The 18,552-nt window shown below is 38.5% G+C and carries 13 protein-coding genes; all 13 read left to right on the forward strand.

Annotation, left to right across the window (positions count from 1 at the left end):
- The first annotated feature begins 77 nt into the window (after positions 1-77).
- The 13 genes from HUU81_RS07280 (at position 78) to HUU81_RS07340 (ending at position 18,301) form a co-directional block, all read left to right on the forward strand.
- The gene (locus HUU81_RS07280) at positions 78-1,568 is read left to right on the forward strand and encodes a bifunctional 2-methylcitrate dehydratase/aconitate hydratase (protein WP_199611570.1); all 1,491 of its coding nucleotides are present in this window, start codon (positions 78-80) and stop codon (positions 1,566-1,568) included.
- A 153-nt stretch (positions 1,569-1,721) separates the two neighbouring features.
- Positions 1,722-2,423, forward strand: a complete 702-nt coding sequence (locus tag HUU81_RS07285; RefSeq protein WP_199611571.1) for an SIMPL domain-containing protein — start codon at positions 1,722-1,724, stop codon at positions 2,421-2,423.
- A 109-nt stretch (positions 2,424-2,532) separates the two neighbouring features.
- A complete protein-coding gene (locus HUU81_RS07290; protein WP_199611572.1) occupies positions 2,533-3,000 on the forward strand; it encodes a GAF domain-containing protein in 468 nt (155 codons plus the stop codon).
- Complete coding sequence (locus tag HUU81_RS07295) at positions 2,997-3,275, forward strand: hypothetical protein (protein WP_199611573.1); 279 nt, start codon at positions 2,997-2,999, stop codon at positions 3,273-3,275. The genes HUU81_RS07290 and HUU81_RS07295 overlap by 4 nt, the downstream gene beginning before the upstream one ends.
- 20 nt (positions 3,276-3,295) lie before the next feature.
- Positions 3,296-3,958: an RNA chaperone ProQ gene (gene proQ / locus HUU81_RS07300; protein ID WP_199611574.1), complete on the forward strand. Its 663-nt coding sequence runs from the start codon at positions 3,296-3,298 to the stop codon at positions 3,956-3,958.
- A gap of 11 nt (positions 3,959-3,969) precedes the next feature.
- The gene (prc, locus tag HUU81_RS07305) at positions 3,970-6,003 is read left to right on the forward strand and encodes a carboxy terminal-processing peptidase (protein WP_199611575.1); all 2,034 of its coding nucleotides are present in this window, start codon (positions 3,970-3,972) and stop codon (positions 6,001-6,003) included.
- Between the two features lie 557 nt (positions 6,004-6,560).
- A complete protein-coding gene (nhaC, locus tag HUU81_RS07310; protein ID WP_199611576.1) occupies positions 6,561-8,030 on the forward strand; it encodes a Na+/H+ antiporter NhaC in 1,470 nt (489 codons plus the stop codon).
- 221 nt (positions 8,031-8,251) lie between these two features.
- Complete coding sequence (pepN, locus tag HUU81_RS07315) at positions 8,252-10,855, forward strand: aminopeptidase N (protein WP_199611577.1); 2,604 nt, start codon at positions 8,252-8,254, stop codon at positions 10,853-10,855.
- Between the two features lie 12 nt (positions 10,856-10,867).
- Complete coding sequence (locus HUU81_RS07320; protein ID WP_199611578.1) at positions 10,868-11,089, forward strand: DUF2835 domain-containing protein; 222 nt, start codon at positions 10,868-10,870, stop codon at positions 11,087-11,089.
- Positions 11,090-11,344: 255 nt separating this feature from the next.
- On the forward strand, positions 11,345-13,501 hold the full coding sequence (locus HUU81_RS07325; RefSeq protein ID WP_199611579.1) for a DUF1302 domain-containing protein: 2,157 nt from the start codon (positions 11,345-11,347) through the stop codon (positions 13,499-13,501).
- Between the two features lie 14 nt (positions 13,502-13,515).
- The gene (locus tag HUU81_RS07330; RefSeq protein WP_407644836.1) at positions 13,516-14,880 is read left to right on the forward strand and encodes a DUF1329 domain-containing protein; all 1,365 of its coding nucleotides are present in this window, start codon (positions 13,516-13,518) and stop codon (positions 14,878-14,880) included.
- 71 nt (positions 14,881-14,951) lie between these two features.
- Positions 14,952-15,956 (forward strand): WD40/YVTN/BNR-like repeat-containing protein, encoded by a 1,005-nt coding sequence (locus tag HUU81_RS07335; protein ID WP_199611580.1) that lies wholly within the window; start codon positions 14,952-14,954, stop codon positions 15,954-15,956.
- A gap of 14 nt (positions 15,957-15,970) precedes the next feature.
- Complete coding sequence (locus tag HUU81_RS07340; protein ID WP_199611581.1) at positions 15,971-18,301, forward strand: efflux RND transporter permease subunit; 2,331 nt, start codon at positions 15,971-15,973, stop codon at positions 18,299-18,301.
- The last annotated feature ends 251 nt before the right edge of the window (positions 18,302-18,552 follow it).

The raw sequence follows: 18,552 nt of genomic DNA on the forward strand, positions 1-18,552 counted from the left end.
ATACGTAGGCGTATTGATGTTGTTGCTAGCTTTATGCGCTAAAAGCACGCCACTTAATGAAATGAATGTAGGATTTTATGAGTAAAGCAGAAACGGCTGATACCAATCGCCGTCCAGATTACGATCACGAAATACAAGATATTGTTGATTATGTGCTGAGTTATCATGTTACGTCTGAAGAGGCTTTGAATACAGCTCGTAATTGTTTAATTGATAGTTTAGGTTGCGCATTGTTAGCCCTTCGTTTTCCTGAGTGTACAAAGCACTTAGGGCCAATTGTGGACGGCACGGTTGTCCCAAATGGCGCTCGTGTGCCGGGTACGCAGTTGAAACTAGATCCGGTAAAGGCGGCGTGGGATATAGGTTGCTTGGTTCGATGGTTAGACTTTAATGATACTTGGTTAGCTGCTGAGTGGGGACATCCTTCTGACAATTTAGGTGCAATTTTGGCTGTGTCAGATTATGCCTCGCAGGTAAGAATGGCGAAAGGGTATCCCCCTTTGAAAATGCAAGACGTTTTAGAATCAATGGTGCTAGCGCATGAGATCCAAGGGGTATTAGCACTTGAAAATAGCTTCAACCAAGTTGGCTTAGATCATGTTGTTCTTGTAAAAGTGGCTTCAGCAGCGGTCGCTGGAAAAATAATGGGGGCTACTCGTGAAGAACTACTTTCTGCCGTTTCACATGCTTGGGTAGATGGGCAGGCGCTACGAACATATAGGCATGCACCAAATGCAGGCTCACGGAAATCGTGGGCTGCGGGTGATGCAACATCCAGAGCCGTTCGGCTGGTAGACATGGCTATGCGAGGTGAAATGGGTGTTCCTAGTGCGCTAACAGCTGAGCAATGGGGGTTCTATAATGTGCTGTTCAGTAAACTTAACCAAGATAACAAACTAAAGCCTAGTGAACAAAGTAAGTTTAAGTTTCAGCGCGAATATGGCAGTTATGTGATGGAAAATATTCTATTCAAACTGTCTTTTCCTGCGGAATTTCATGCACAAACAGCATGTGAAGCTGCTGTTACATTACATGCAGAAGTGAAAGATAGGCTAAAAGATATTCATAAAATTGTGCTAACGACTCATGAATCGGCCATTCGAATTATTTCAAAAGTTGGTGATTTAGCAAATCCAGCAGATCGAGATCACTGCTTACAATACATGGTCGCGGTTTCATTGATATTTGGTAACCTACGTGCTGAATATTATGAAGATTCATTTCATGCAAGTAATCCGTTAATAGATGAATTAAGAAGTAAAATGGAAGTGGTTGAACGTGAAAGTTATAGCAAGGATTATCTTAACCCTGAAAAGCGCTCAATTGCTAACGCAGTTCAAATATATTTTAGCGATGGAACAAGTACCGATAACGTAGAAGTTGAATATCCAATCGGGCATCGTTTTCGTCGCGATGAAGGTTTGCCCATTTTAGAACAAAAATTTAAAGATAACCTAGCAACCCGCTTTCCTAAATGGCGCTGTGAAGAGATATTTGAATTGTGTGCGGATCAAGATGAGCTATCTGAAATGTCAGTTAATGAATTTATAGATATGTTTGTTATTTAAAAGGAAAGGTGATGAATAAGTACCAAACAAGTGAAATCTATTTCAAATAAATACCTATGAGTTCAGTCAAGGTTCACTTCTGAAGATTTAAGCTTATAAAGGGCGTACATTAGTACAGGCTTAATTTGTGATTTAAAAACAATGGGACAAACTATGAATAATTTTTTTAGTCGAACTAAGGTTTTGGTGCAATTTATATTTTTATTTTCACTACTGGTTGGGACGTGTGGTGTTAATGCTGACACGAAAGAAACGAAAGTCATCGAAGTATCTGGTAAAGGCATGGTTTATAACAAGCCAGACCGTGCAAGTGTGGTGGTGTTAGTTGAACAAATGTCTCGTGTAGCGGAAAAAGCCAAAGCAGTTGTTGACGGAGATACAAAGCAAATAACCCAGTTTTTATTAAATCAAAATATCGATGAAACCGCGCTAGATACATCTAGTTACAATATTTATCCTCAATATAATTATAAAGAAGGTAAAGATTTAATTGGTTACCGAGTATCAAGAAAGATTAGCTTCACGCTTAACGATACTGGAAGTTTGTTTAAAGTTATTGACGGTTTAACACGTCGTGGCGCATCGCAAATACTCCAGCAAAACTTATATTATTCACAGGCAGACAAAGCGTATGAAAAAGCGCTAGAGCTAGCATTCTCTGACGCAAAAAAGAAAGCTGGGATTATTGCAAAAAAGAGTAACGCATCAATTTTGGGTGTTCATAACGTTATAGAAATGAGTCAGGCACAAGGCATAATGATGGCAGATGTACAGGCTTTTAAAAGTGCAGAAAGTATGCAAGTAGCACTTCGTCCTGTCGAAGCAAGCTTAAGAATTCGCTTTGAAATTAAATAGTTATACGCTTAATGAGTTAATATAAATTAAAAAAATAGCGCTAAAGACTTTAATTTAGTTACTAGAAAGAGTACCTTTACCGCAATTTTAACAATTCGAATGATGATTAATGAATAGTTCGAAACATGAAACCTACTCGCTATTAGCGAAACAAGTAGAGGCTTTAACAAGCGGAGAGCCAAACTTAATTGCCAATTTAGCTAACGTTAGTGCTTTAATTTTTGAAGCCTTGGAAGACGTTAATTGGGCTGGCTTTTATTTAAAAGACAGTGAAAGCGAACTCGTACTTGGCCCATTTCAAGGCAAGCCCGCATGTGTTCGTATTCCTGTTGGAAAAGGGGTATGTGGCACAGCATTTTCTGAAGATAAAACATTATTAGTAGAAGATGTACATCAATTTGCTGGCCATATAGCTTGTGACAGCGCAAGCAATTCTGAAATCGTTTTACCACTTCATAAAAATGGTGAACTGATTGGTGTTTTAGACATAGATAGTCCGTTATTAAGCCGTTTTGACCATGAAGATCAATCTGGTTTAGAGGAAGTAATCACTGTGTTAGAGCGTATGCTGCAATGAAAGAACTAATAGATATTAGGGATTACTTGTTTACATCTATGGATGTAGGCGATTGGGAAGGTGAAGAAGAAATTGTGGCCGACAGGCTCAATGAAATGCTTTATTTGGCATGGAATCATCTTCCCGAGGATATTTCCACGGAAAAAGCTGATACAATACTGGCTGGAATTTGGGAGCAGTTTCGTGGTGAAACGGCCATATTAGAAGCAAGCTTAGACGACTTGTTGATGTGGACTGAGCAGTACGTTGAGCAATGTAAACAGAATGAAAATTAAGGTTTTAAGGTAATTGTCTGATGGATGACAACCAAAAATTAAAAGATGTAAATGAAGTACTGACGTTTTTGTCAGAAAAATTTCCGCAATGTTTCACTTTAAAAGGTAAAGCTAAGCCATTAAAAATTGGTATTTTTAAAGAAATTGCAGAAAAAACTGAAGACGAGCCAAAAGTTAGTCGTACACAGTTAAGGCAGGCACTAAGAAGATATACTGCTTCTTGGCGTTATCTAGAATGTGTAAAAGAAGGCGAACACCGTATTAACCTTGAAGGTGAACAGTGTGAAAAAGTTGAAGCTGAACATGCAGAGCATGCAGCTAAAGCGCTGAAAGAGAGTAAAGAGCGTTACGAGCAGCGCAAAAAAGAAAATGCGGCTAAACGTAACGAAAAGAAATCTTACAAAAATAGTGCAAGCAAAACTGGCACAGTTCCACCAAAGGGCGCAAAATCGAAAAAGAGAGAAAACGCTCCTGCTAAAGTTCAAAAGAAAACAGTTAAACCTCAAGTTGAACTATCTAAGCTAGATGAGTCTCTAATGAAGGTCGGTACTAAGGTGCATGTGAAATTAGGCAAGTCACCAATGAAAGGTACTATTACTGAAGTAGCAAAAGACGACATACATGTTCAACTAGACACAGGTATGGTTGTCAAAACGAGAGCTGAGAGTTTGTTCACGGCCTAATTGGAGGAATTATGGGTAAAGTATTGAGTTGTTTAATTGGGGCCGTTAGTGTTGTTACACTTCCCAGTTTTGCAGTAAAAGTAAATTCAACCGTTTCTATTAACGAGCTACCCGTATTGAGTCAAGAACAGCAACACACCGCTGCGATAAAACGGTTGACTCAGCACTTTACCCGTAATCACTACATTGAAGTAGAATTGTCAGACACATTGTCTGAAAAAATTTATCATCGATATTTAAAGTCGCTTGATAGTAACAAAAGCTATTTTTTAGCTGATGACGTCAAAAAATTTGATCATTTAGAGAAATCTTTTGATGATGCAATAGAAAAACGCAAGCTTGAAGATGCATACTCTATTTTCAACTTAAACATGAAGCGTCGTTTTCAGCGTTTTGAATACGCACTTTCACTTCTAGATAAAGAAATGAAGTTTGACGTAAAAGATGAATATTTTTACGATCGAGAAGATGCCGACTGGGCTGCAAACGAAGCTGAGTTAAATGAAATTTGGCGTCAAAAAGTTAAGTTTGACGCGTTAAGTTTAAAGTTAACGGGCAAAGATTGGAGCGAAATAAAAGACGTTCTTACTAAACGTTATAACAATGCGATTAAGCGTTTAAGCCAATCCCAAAGCGAAGATGCCTTCCAAATCATAATGAACGCTTATGCAAGAAGCATTGAAGCGCACACCTCATATTTATCACCAAGAAATGCAGACCGTTTCCGTATGGAAATGAACCTTTCATTAGAAGGTATTGGGGCTGTATTACAATCAGATGAAGACTACACAGTTATTAGGAGCCTAGTACCAGGCGGACCTGCTGATAAAACTGAACAGTTAAAGCCTAAAGACAAAATTATTGGCGTTGCACAAGGTGACGAAGAATTTGTTGATATCATTGGCTGGCGTTTAGATGATGTTGTTGAATTAATTAAAGGACCAAAAGGAACGTCGGTTAAGTTACAAATTATCAGTGGTGAAAAAGCATCAAGTGATAGCACTAAAGAAGTTGTTATCGTACGAGATAAAATTAAACTTGAAGACAGAGCTGCTAAGTCTGAAGTATTTGAGCCAACCTATTCTAAAATTGACGCCAAACTGGGTGTAATTACTATTCCTAGCTTTTATAACAATTTAGCTAGAGACGTTAGACTTGAAATAGACAAGCTTTTAAAAGAAAAAGTAGACGGCATAGTTATCGATTTACGAGATAATGGTGGCGGTTCATTAGAAGAAGCCACTCGTTTAACAGGTTTGTTTATTGACAAAGGGCCTGTAGTACAAATACGAAGCGGCCGAGGTAATGTTAATGTTAAAAAAGACCATGATGGCAGAACGTTTTATGATGGTCCATTAACGGTTTTAGTAAATCGCTACAGTGCATCAGCCAGTGAGATATTTGCAGCTGCTTTACAGGATTATGGTCGTGCGATTGTTATTGGTGAGCAAACCTTTGGTAAAGGTACTGTTCAACAACATCGTGGTTTAAGTCGAGTATTTGATCTTTATGATAATAAGCTGGGCAGCGTACAATACACCATGGCGAAGTTCTATCGGATTAATGGTGGCAGCACCCAACACAAAGGGGTTATTCCTGATATTCAATTCCCATCAGCAATTGATCCAAGTGAATGGGGTGAAAGCCAAGAAGAAAACGCTTTGCCTTGGGATAGTATTGGTAAAGCGGGATATATTGCTCAAGGTGAAATGAATCAATTAGTGAATAAGCTGGAACAAGCGCATCAACAGCGTATAAAAAGTGAGCCAGAATTTAAGTATTTGGCTAACGATATTGAACGTTATAAAACGGAAAAAGATAAGAAGTCTATTTCTTTAGTTGAAGCAGAGCGTAAAGCTAAACGTGAAGATAATGAAAAAACTAACTTGGTTAGGGCGAATGAGCGACTTGAACGCCTTGGTTTAGAAAAAGTTAAATCATTAGACGACTTGCCTAAAGAAGTAGAAGAAATCGATCCATTTTTAGAAGAGGCAGCGAATATTACTGCCGATTTAATAATGTATGATAAATTAGCTAAAAAATAAGTTGTTTATATCATTTAATAACTAAAAAAAGCGCTTAGGCGCTTTTTTTAGTTTTAGAAGTTAGAAAAGGAATGATATGTTGAGTTTAGTCAAAATTTATGAATATCTATATTTAAATAAATTAAGCCCAATTCTCATGTTTTATTCATTATATGGTTGTCAGAAACAGCTGCAAATACTATGATACGCACCGCAGCTTATGCCTATTACCGTCATGGTCATTAGACCACTTCTGGGTAGATTTACAAACCTGCTGCATATCTAATAATTACAAGATTAAATAGCATAATAACTAAATAACCTTAATTCTGGACGGGTAAAACATCACAATATTACAATTTTAAGCTTGTTAGTCATAAAAATGAAATAAGTAGCCTGTAGCTATTTGTATTTTCATTGCTTAAGATTTCAGTCTGTGAACGATGCTCATGAAACCTCTGAATGAAATTATATTTCATTTCCTCTGGTCAAAATTCAGGTTTAAAACTGCAAAATGTATTTATTATTCCGCTGTTTATATTTAAAAGACATGAAGTTAAGTGGTTGGTACTAATTAAATGAATGAAACTGTGAAAAAACCGAGTTACTCTGATGCGTTTATACCGGTTATATTTTTAATCGTTCTTCTGTCAGCATCTGTGGCATTGTTTGGTGGAGACTCGTCTTATGGGCCTAATCAGATTGCGTTAATTCTTGCAGCGCTAGTTGCATCAGTTATCGGCTTAAAAAATGGCTATAAGTGGAAAGACATTGAACAAGCAATGGTCGATGGTATTTCTATTTCGCTTGGTGCGATACTGATTTTACTATCTGTTGGTGCGTTAATCGGCACTTGGTTGTTGTCTGGTACGGTTCCAACGCTTATTTATTATGGTCTACAGATACTAGATCCTAGCTGGTTTTATGCCGCGTCGTGTATTTTGTGTGGTGTTGTTGCAATGAGTATTGGTAGCTCTTGGACAACTGCTGCAACAATCGGTGTGGCTTTGATTGGTGTGGCAACAGGGCTAGGATTATCGCCAGCTATTACGGCAGGTGCAATCATTTCAGGTGCATATTTTGGTGATAAACTGTCACCATTATCAGAAACAACAAACTTAGCACCTGCGGTAGCAGGCACAGATTTATTTAGTCATATTAAGCACATGCTATGGACCACAGTGCCATCGTTTATTATTGCTATTATTATTTTTGTCGTAATCGGATTAACTGAAACAGTTGATGGGAATGCGGATAACGTGGCGGTTTTGTCTAACACACTTCAAGCGCATTTCAATATCAACTTAGCCATGCTAGTGCCATTGGTCGTACTATTAGCCATGGCCATTAAAAAAGTACCCGCTTTTCCAACCGTTTTTATTGGCGCGCTATTGGGAGGGCTTTGGGCTGTTCTTTTTCAAGGTGATGTAGTGGCTAACATGTCGGGGGCAGACTCGGCATCTTGGGTTAACTATTTAAAAGTTGTATGGGAAACATTATTTAATGGCTTTTCTATCGAAACAAGCAATGCTCAGTTAAATGACTTGTTAAGCCGTGGTGGCATGTCCAGTATGTTAAATACGGTATGGTTAGTGATGATGGCACTAACGTTTGGCGCAGTGATGGAAAAAGTTGGCTTACTACAAAAGCTACTTGAAGCTATTCTAAAAGCAGCAAGATCAACAGGGTCATTAATTACGAGTACGCTACTTACAAGTTTAGGCACAAATGTTATTGCGGCTGACCAATATATGGCGATAGTGATGCCAGGTAGAATGTTCAAAGAAGAGTACGAGCGTAGAGGGTTAGATAGCGTAAACCTTTCTAGAACACTGGAAGACGGTGGCACTATTACTAGTCCATTAATCCCATGGAATACCTGTGGTGCCTATATGCAAAGTGTGCTATCTGTTAATCCTCTTGATTACATGTTTTATTGCTTCTTTAATCTTATCAATCCTCTGCTAGCCATTATTTATGCTTATTTAGGCTACAAAATTTTACGTATAGAACCTAAACACTTAATGCGTGAAGAGCAAACAGCGTAATGGAACTGCCTACCACCTCTGGTAGGCTTTTTCTTTAATAAGCCAAATTTAACGTAATACAATATACTTATTTCCAATCTAAATTATTTCTAATATTCCGATTCGAAATGATAAATCCTGTATTACTTTTAAGATGAGCTGCCTTTCCATTATTTATCATCATCAAGACAAGGAAAATCAGCTTACTACACATCAAGTAAATAATTTTGTTTGGGGTACACATGACCACTGAAGCTAAGTATTTAAAAGATTACCGACAGTCAGATTTTTTAATCAATCATATCGATCTTACTTTTGAGTTAGACGACCACCAAACTGTTGTAACAGCCGTTTCTCAAATAGAGAGAGTTAGCGCTGAAAGCTGTACGTTAGAATTAGACGGTCATGAAATGGAATTGAAAAGCATCGCTATTGATGGCAAAACCATCAAGTCAGATGATTATCGGCTAACGGATGAAAAATTATATATTAATACAGGTAAACAGTCTTTTACGCTTACAATTGTTACTCATATTGACCCTGCTAATAATAAGTCCCTTGAAGGATTATATAAATCTGGTGGTGCGTACTGTACTCAGTGTGAAGCCGAAGGATTTAGAAAGATAACCTATTACTTGGATCGTCCCGATGTGATGGCCAAATTCACCACTAAAATTATTGGTGACGCAGAAACTTACCCACAGCTTTTATCTAACGGCAATAAGGTTGGTGCTGGCAAATTAGATAATGGTAAGCACTGGGTGCAATGGGAAGACCCCTTTAAAAAACCATGCTATTTATTTGCACTAGTTGCAGGTGACTTTGATTTGCTTTCAGACACATTCATCACATGCTCTGGAAGAGAAGTGCAGTTAGAAATTTATGTTGATAAAGGTAATCGACATAAAGCGACTCATGCCATGGCATCGCTGAAAAAATCGATGCAATGGGATGAAGAAGTGTATGGTCTTGAATATGATTTAGATATTTACATGATTGTTGCTGTTGATTTTTTCAACATGGGCGCGATGGAAAATAAAGGCTTAAATATCTTTAATAGTAAATATGTTTTAGCAAGTGAAGATACAGCTACTGATACAGACTTTGATAACGTAGAAGCTGTGATTGCTCACGAATACTTCCACAATTGGACGGGTAATCGAATTACGTGCAGAGATTGGTTTCAATTAAGCCTTAAAGAAGGTTTGACAGTATTTCGTGATCAAGAGTTTAGCGCCGACATGGGCTCGCGTGCCGTTAATCGTATTCATCAAGCAATAGGCATGCGAACGGTACAGTTTAAAGAAGATGCAAGTCCAATGTCTCATCCTATTCGTCCTGAAAAAGTAATAGAAATGAATAATTTCTACACCGTTACAGTGTACGAAAAAGGTGCTGAGGTGATCAGGATGCTTTATCGTTTATTAGGTAAAGATAACTATTATAAAGGCATTGACTTGTACGTTGAACGACATGACGGGCAAGCGGTTACCTGTGATGATTTTGTAAAAGCACTTGAAGATGCATCAGGCATTGACTTGTCACTCTTTAGGCGCTGGTACTCGCAATCAGGCACGCCCACAGTTAAATTTGAGTTACAGCAAGAGCGCACTGAAAATAGCCTCAAGCTAATCCTACAATGTAAACAAGTAAACTTACCGACGGCTGATCAAAAAGAAAAACTTCCTCTGCATATTCCTATCGACTTTTCATTACTCGCTGACGACGGAACTGTACTTGAACAGCTGTTACTTGAATTAAAGGCTGAGCAACAAACGTATGAGTTTGAGTTTAAAGATGTGAAAGCCGTTACGCCTGTGTTTAACCGAGGTTTTTCAGCGCCAGTGCAGATCGCATACTCATATGGCATGGATGAGCTAATTCGTATAATGAAATTTGAAGAAGATGAGTACGCAAGATGGGATGCAACACAACAAGTTTATCTTGAAGTACTAAAGAGCAGGGTCGCACAAGAAGAAAGTAGCAAGCTTGAAAGCGAGTTAAAGCAGGCGCTTAGTTATTTATTTAGTAACCTGCCAGAAGATAAGCAGTTTGCGGCTGAATTATTTTCATTACCAAGTTTTGATGCTTTAGCGGCGCAATATCAGATTATTCAACCAGCGCTTCTGACAAATGCTATTGAGCAGTTAGAGAAAAATATTGCAAATTGGTTCGACGCTGAGTGGTTGTCGTTATATCAATCATTGGAAGAAGCATCTACAAAGAATACCAACGCAACCGATTCGACAATTAATAAACAAATTAGAAGTTTAAAATCGGTTTGTTTGAAATATATGCTTAACGTTGATTCTGAAACGCAAATACGTCTTGCAAAAGAGTTGTACCGAGCCACCGGAAATATGACCGATAAGCTGGCGGTGTTAGCTGGGGCTAAATCGGCCAATAAAACGTTATTTAACGAACTAATGAGCGAATTTGAGCAGCAGTGGATTGACGAGCCTTTGGTCATGGATAAATGGTTTGCGTTACATGCGACGGTAAATAGTGAAGAGACTTTATTGACCATAAAAAACCTTATGACGCATAAAGCATTCAATCTTGAGAACCCTAATAGAACTCGGTCGCTAGTTGGCGCATTTGTAATGCGTAATCCTGCACAATTCCATAAGCAAGAAGGTTATGCTTTCTTAGAAGATATTATTATTCAACTGAATGCTGTGAATCCTCAAGTAGCAGCTAATCTGATTACTCCGTTATTGTCATGGAGAAAGTACCCTGAATCAAACCAAGCATTAATGAAGCAAACATTAAGAAGGATAGAAGCACTTGAAAGCTTGTCTAGTGATTTGTATGAAAAGGTGCAAAAGGCGTTAGCTGAAAACTAGGCTTGGCGAAGGATGAAAGTACACTATTTTAACTTAACATTAAGCTATAACGAGTGGTTACCGTTTTATCGAGGTGATTACCATTCAGTTATTGTTAAGGATGATTATGGTAAAAGAATTCAGTTACCCGCGAATAGGTTACGGCCGTTCGGATCTTCCTTAGGAATTAGAGGCCGTTTTAAACTTGTTCTTACTGAAAACAATGCATTTGTGACGTTAGAAAAACTGAATTAGTAACAGGTTTGACTGGTAAGATGTCTAGCCTGTTGATTTAAAAAGAAATTTAGCAAACTAATGTTATTAAGCTTGAGAATAGCTAGAGAAATTTGATAACAAAATCAAGGCATAAACTTGAAATTTACAAGTGGTTAGACCTTGCTAATCACTATAAATGATGTAATTATTGCCTTAAATTGCCGCTTAATGTGGCTAAAATAATAAAAGCAATATAAAACAATAAACCTGCAGGGACAGGGGGAGACAGAAAATATGAACAAAGGGCCAGGCTATTTTGCGAAAAAGCCGTTAGCCGTAAGTGTTGCCTCTGCAATACTGGCGCTCGCAAGCACACAAGCTTCAGCAGTCAACTTTGATGTTGGCGACTTTCAAGTCAGTTTCGACTCAACCTTTTCACTTGGCGCTGCATGGCGCGTAGAAGACCGAAATTTTGATTTAATTGGTAAGTCAAACAACCCGTCATTTGACTGGAGTAATTATAACCCAGCACTTGGCGCTGCTTATCAAAATACTCCTTTATATTTAAGCGCGCAAAAATATAGCTCTGCCGATGTGTGGAATACACCAACGGGTAGCTACTCAAATAATGGCGATGCAGGTAACCTAAATTGGGATTCAGGCAGCGCTTTCTCTCAAATCTTTAAAGGTTTGCACGAATTATCAATCAATAAAGAAGACTATGGCTCAGTAATGAGCAATTACGGTTTATTTACCCGTTTTATGTACTTCTATGATTTTAAAATGAAGAATGGTGGCGGTTCGTACGTTAACCCTACTTCAGGAAAAGAATTAGATCCTTGTCGTGATTCTGACGCATCAGATTTATCATGTTCTGACATTCGCTTATTAGATGCGTTTGTATACGCTGATTTTGATTTTAATGATGGCGAGACACCAGTATCAGTTCGTATCGGTAATCAAGTGTTAAGTTGGGGGGAAAGTACCCTTATTTCTCACGGTATTAATATTAACCCTGTAGATATTGCCCGTTTACGTGCTCCAGGTGCAGAGTTAAAAGAAGCATTCATACCTGTGGGTATGGTTTGGGCTTCAGTTGGCATAACTGAAAATATTTCAGCAGAATTTTTCTATCAGTATGACTGGCAAGAAACTTACCTTCCGACACCAGGTTCATATTTCTCAACAAACGACTTTGCTGGTGAAGGTGGTTACCTAAATAACATCCAACTTGGCTTTACTGCTAACCCTGATATTGACTTAGACTTCTTGATTGAACGTTTAAATGGTTTACAAGGTGACTGGATGACTGCAATGGCTACTCTAGGTGTTGATCCTTCATCGCCACAAGCACAGCAGTTATTAACTAAGATGTACATGACTTATCCGACTAAAGTTACTTTACGTCCACAGGATGATTTGCAGGTTGCAGGTTTTGACCAATACGGTGTTAATGAGCCAAAGGATTCAGGTCAGTACGGTGCTAAATTAGCTTTATTCGCTCCTCAGCTTAACGATACAGAGTTTGGTTTATACTACGTAAATTATCACTCAAGACGTCCGGTTATTTCTGGAATCTCCGCTGACTTTAGGCTTCCTGCACTACAGCACGATTTACAAATGCTAACCACGAAGGAAATCACGAAAGACAACGTTACTGAGCTTAAAGCTTTCAGTAAAGGTGTTTTAGAGTACCCTGAAGATATTAAGTTATACGGTTTAAGTTTTAACACCACAATTGGTGAAACAGCTGTTTCAGGTGAGTTAGCTTATCGTCAAGATGAGCCACTCCAAATTGATGATGTTGAAATCTTATATGCAGGTATGCCAGAACAGCTTGCTAATGCTGGGTTACGTCCTGATTTAGCAGGTATTTCTCAAGTAGATGGTATTGGCTCTGGTCAATATGCAAAAGGTTATATTTTAAGTGATACTACCCAGCTACAATTTACGTTTGCGCACTTATTTGGACCTACGTTAGGTTCTGATAATTTTGCAGTGGTTGCAGAAGTAGGTGGTGTAACAATTAATGATATGCCTGCATTTGACGAACTGCGTTTAAATGGCCCTAATACTGCGCGTACAGCTGCATTGGATACTGGTGTAGCAGGTTTACACACTGGGCTTTCCAACGGCGCTGAAACAAACCCATTCCCGACTAAAAATTCTTGGGGTTACCGTTTAATTGCTAAAGCCGATTATAACAACGTGTTTGCCGGTGTTAACGTGTCGCCTAAAATTGTTTTCGCACACGATGTAAGTGGTATTACACCAGATCCACTATATCTATTTGTTGAAGACAGAAAATCTGTTGGTGTGAGCATTAACTTTGACTATCAAAGTAAAATCTCAGCAGACTTCTCGTACAACTCTTTCTGGGGTGGCCAAGGCACTACAAATAATTTTGCTGACCGTGACTACGTTTCGTTCAGTATTAAGTATTCAATTTAGGGGATAGGAAAATAATGAAAAAAATCACCCTCATTTCAGCAGCTATAACGTTTGCATTAACATCTATTTCTGTTAATGCAAAAGTTTCTCAAGAAGAAGCTGCACAACTTGGCAAAGAGTTAACGCCAATGGGAGCGACAGTTGCAGGAAATGCTGATGGCTCTATTCCTGCGTGGACTGGTGGTATTAATAAATTACCGAAAGGATTTAGTGCTGGTGATCATCACCCAGATCCGTTCGCTGACGACAAAATTAAGTTTACTATTACAAAAGATAATCTTGCGGAATATCAAAATCATTTATCAGCGGGTCAATTAGAGCTATTTAAGCTTTATCCTGACACGTTTAAAATGCATGTATACCCAACACGTCGTTCTGCTAGTTACCCAGAGTTTGTGTATGAAGCAACAAAGAAAAATGCAGTAAATGCAAGGCTTGTTGAAGGCGGAAATGGTTTGGCAGATGCTGCAATTGGTATTCCATTCCCTCTACCTAAAAACGGTATAGAAGCGATTTGGAACCATATTGTTCGTTATCGTGGTGCATCGGTGAAGCGTTTTGGTGGACAAGCAGCACCAACGGCTTCTGGCGATTATACAATTATTGGTTTTGATGAAAAACTAATGAATAAATATGGTGATAAAGATGCCACTGCAGAAGAGCTAGGTAAGGAAAATATCTTATTTAGATTTAAGCAGAAGGTAACAGAGCCAGCGCGTTTAGCCGGTACTGCACTATTAGTTCATGAAACAATGGATCAGGTTAAAACACCTCGTTTAGCTTGGACATATAACACTGGTCAACGCCGTGTACGTCGTGCGCCAAATGTAGCTTATGACGCACCAGGTACAGCATCTGATGGTTTAAGAACAACCGATGATTTTGACATTTTTAACGGCTCACCAGACCGTTATACTTGGGAACTAAAAGGTAAGAAAGAACTTTATATTCCTTACAACAGCTATAAGCTTCATAGCAAAGATTTAGCATATAGCGATATTCTTCATGCTGGTCATATTAACCCAGAACACGTTCGCTGGGAAAAGCACCGTGTATGGGTTGTTGAAGCAAACTTAAAAGATGGTATGCGTCATGTTTATAAGAAGCGTAAGTTTTTCATAGACGAAGATAGCTGGCAGATCCATGTTGCAGATCTATACGATAACCGTGATGAGCTTTATCGTGTGGCATTTGCTTATGGTCTGAACTATTATGAAGTACCAACTCATTGGAGTACGTTAGACGTTTATCATGATCTGAACTCTCGTCGTTATATTGCCATTGGTTTAGATAACGAAGAGAAGATGTACGATTTTCAGGTTAACTTCGATGACCGAGAGTTTACGCCAGCAGCGCTGCGTAGAGAAGGTCGAAGATAATATCGACGAACGGTTGGCTTAGGCCAACCGTTTTAATTTCAATTTAACACCTGAGTAAATGCTCTATTAATATGAATAAATTTGCTATCCATTTTCTTTGCTGTTCTGTTGTATTGGTAAGCTCAATCTTTGCAAAAGCGGCACCTTCAGTTGAAGCACAACTTGCGTCTAAATCTTTACTTACTGACATTGTAAAAACTTCTCAAGATCACCTTATTGCTGTTGGTGAACGCGGACACATTATTAAATCAGAAGACGGCATTAATTGGTCTCAGAAAAATGTTCCAGTAGATGTATTACTTACTGCAGTATTTTTTGTTAATAATAATATTGGCTGGGCTGTAGGTCATGATGCAACAATCTTAAGAACAAATGATGCGGGTGAGCATTGGTTTGTGCAACAGCATTTGCCAGAAACAGATAAACCACTATTAGATATTCATTTTCGTAATGAAAATGAGGGCATTGCAATAGGTGCTTACGGCCTCTTTTTCAGAACAACAAACGGTGGCATTACTTGGCAAGAAGAGTTTCAGTCTGAATTACTGATAGAAGATGATCAAATTTATTTGGAAGAATTAAAAGAAGAAGATGTTGAAGCATATAACTTAGAGAAAGAATTCATATTGCCTCATTTCAATAGATTATATGCAGATGGCGTAACCTTGTTTATGGTTGGTGAAGCAGGCTTTATGGCAAAGAGTAATGACTTTGGCAGTAATTGGGAGCGCTTACCTGAAATTTATATGGGATCATTCTATGACATCATCAGAACGCCTAAGTCTAGTATCATTGCGATAGGCCTACGCGGTAATATTTTTCGCAGTACAAATAATGGCGTTGATTGGGAACAAGTAACTTCACCAATTACCGCATCACTAAATAGTGCATTCGTCGATCAATTTAATCGGGTGGTATTGGTCGGTAACGCCGGTGCAATTTTAATTAGTGAAGATGATGGCAAGTCGTTCAAGTTGATAGAACAAGCAGATAGAAAGGCGATTTTAAACGGTATTATTTACAATAAAAATCTCCTTTTAGTGTCTGAAGTTGGTATTAAACAAGTTAACTCTTAAAAATTATAAGTATTATGAAATCAAACTCGGTTATTTCTTTCTGTGAACGATTCGTATTTCGTCATCGTTTAGCTGTTATTTTTGTTTTTTTACTGGCAACGGTTTTCCTTTGCTATAAAGCAACACAAATTAAACTTGATGCTGCGTTTACTAAAAACATCCCACTAAAGCATGAATACATGCAGACGTATTTAAAGCACCAAAAAGATTTTGGTGGCGCGAATAACATCTTAATCAGTGTGTGCGATACGCGTGGAAATATTTTTAATGAAGAGTTCTTCACCTCGTTAAAAGGCGTGCATGATCAGCTTTTCTTTATTAGTGGTATCGACCGAATTCAAGTTAAATCATTATATTCGCCAAGTACGCGTTTTATTGAAGTTGTGGAAGACGGTTTTGCCGGTGGACCTGTTATACCAGCTGATTTTCAACCTACACCAGAAGGCATGAAAATTGTTAAAGGTAATATAGAAAAAGCTGGAATAGTAGGGCGCTCAGTTTCTGACGATTACAGCTGCGCAATGGTGACAGCACAACTCCTTGATATTGACCCTAATACTAAAAAGAAAGTAGATACGATTACTTTCGCTGAAACACTCGAAAGAGATATTAGAGAAAAGTACGAGAACGATAATATTTCTGTGCATATTATTGGTTTCTCTAAAATGGTTGGTGATGTTGCCGAAGGTGCCAAAGGCGTTGTTGTCTTTTTTGCGATTGCCATCGGTATCACCGCATTGATGGTACTGTTCTTTTCGAAGTCTATCTTACTGACAGTACTACCCATTGTATGTTCATTAATTGCTGTAGTTTGGCAAATGGGTCTATTGTCTGTGATTGGCTTTGGTATTGATCCAATGTCAATTCTTGTGCCGTTTTTAGTCTTTGCCATTGGTGTGAGTCACGGTGTTCAGATGATCAACTCCGTGGGTAAGCAAGTTGCGGCTGGCGATGACTCTAAAATGGCAGCGCAAAAGAGTTTTAACCGTTTATTGGTACCAGGTGGTATTGCCTTACTTTCTGATACAGTAGGCTTTTTAACGCTATTAACTATAGAAATTGGCATTATTCGAGAACTTGCCATTACTGCAAGCTTAGGTGTAGCGGTTATTATTTTAACCAACTTAATATTGCTACCTGTGCTGATGTCTTACATCAAGTTCTCAGAACGATTTAAAGCAAACGTAAGTAAGCCGAATCATTTTGCTGATGGTGTTTGGCAGTTAATCAGTGGTTTTGCTAAGCCAGTACCTGCAATGATTGTTATTTTGTGTGTTTCTGTGCTGTTTTATATTGGCCATCAACAAAGTAAAGACATGAAAATTGGTGACCTTCATGCAGGAGCACCTGCGCTTCATGAAGAGTCTCGCTATAACCAAGATACTTTCTTAATTACCGACAGATACGCCATTTCTGTTGATTATATGAGAGTCATTGTTGAAGCAAAGCCTGAAGCGTGTACATATCATGATGTAATGGAAAGAATTGATAGATTCCAGTGGCGTTTAGAAAATGTTGCAGGTGTTCAGTCGGCTATTAGTTTAGCGTCGGTGTCAAAGCGTGTTAACGAAGGTTTTAACGAAGGTAATCCAAAGTGGCGTACGATACCTCGCAACACACAGAGTTTGGTTCAGGCAACTTCTCGCGTAGAAACATCAACAGGCCTATTAAATAGAGACTGTAGCGTTATGCCTATTATTCTGTTTATGGAAGACCATAAAGCAGAGACCATTGAGCGTGTTGTGGCTAAAGTAAAAGAGTTAAAGCAAGAATTTGATACTGACAATATAAAATTCCAGCTAGCATCAGGTCCAGTTGGCGTAATGGCAGCTACTAATGAAGCCGTAGCCGCAGCACAAGAACCTATGATGTACTATGTATATGGGGCAGTGGTGCTACTTTGTTTATTAAGCTTTAGATCCATTAGGGCAACCATCGCGGTTGTGTTACCACTGTTTGTTGTATCAACCCTTGCGCAAGCACTGATGACTAAACTTAATATTGGCTTAACGGTATCAACACTACCAGTTATTGCACTTGGTGTTGGTATAGGCGTTGATTACGGTATTTATATACTTTCAAGCATGGTTGGGCTAATTAACCAAGGAAAAACGATTCCAGAGGCGTATTTAGCTGCGTTAAGAGAGCGTGGTAGTGCGGTATTCTTTACCGGGATTACGCTGGCAATTGGGGTAAGTACGTGGGTGTTATCTGCACTTAAATTCCAAGTTGATATGGGTATATTGCTTACCTTTATGTTCTTGGTGAATATGTTAGGTGCCGTTATTGTGTTACCGGCGATTTCAGCGATTTTATGGCCGAAGCCTAAAAATAAGAAAAAATAATTTATCCTGCATATTCATGCAATATTTGATAGAAAAGTGGCCTTTTGGCCACTTTTTATTTTTGAAGTAAGAATAAAATCCTCATTTTCACTCAGTTAACTCCACCGACCATTACAAAAGTATTAAAAAAAGCTCGAAAAGCGCTAGCTTTCTTAATAAACTCCGCATGTTAGCAGTCAAAGCGAGAGAATACGCCTATACTATTGGGTGGTTAAGCTTAGAAATTAAGCTTGCTTCAAAAACAGGGCAAG

Source organism: Flocculibacter collagenilyticus, from assembly GCF_016469335.1.
GTDB lineage: Bacteria > Pseudomonadota > Gammaproteobacteria > Enterobacterales > Alteromonadaceae > Flocculibacter > Flocculibacter collagenilyticus.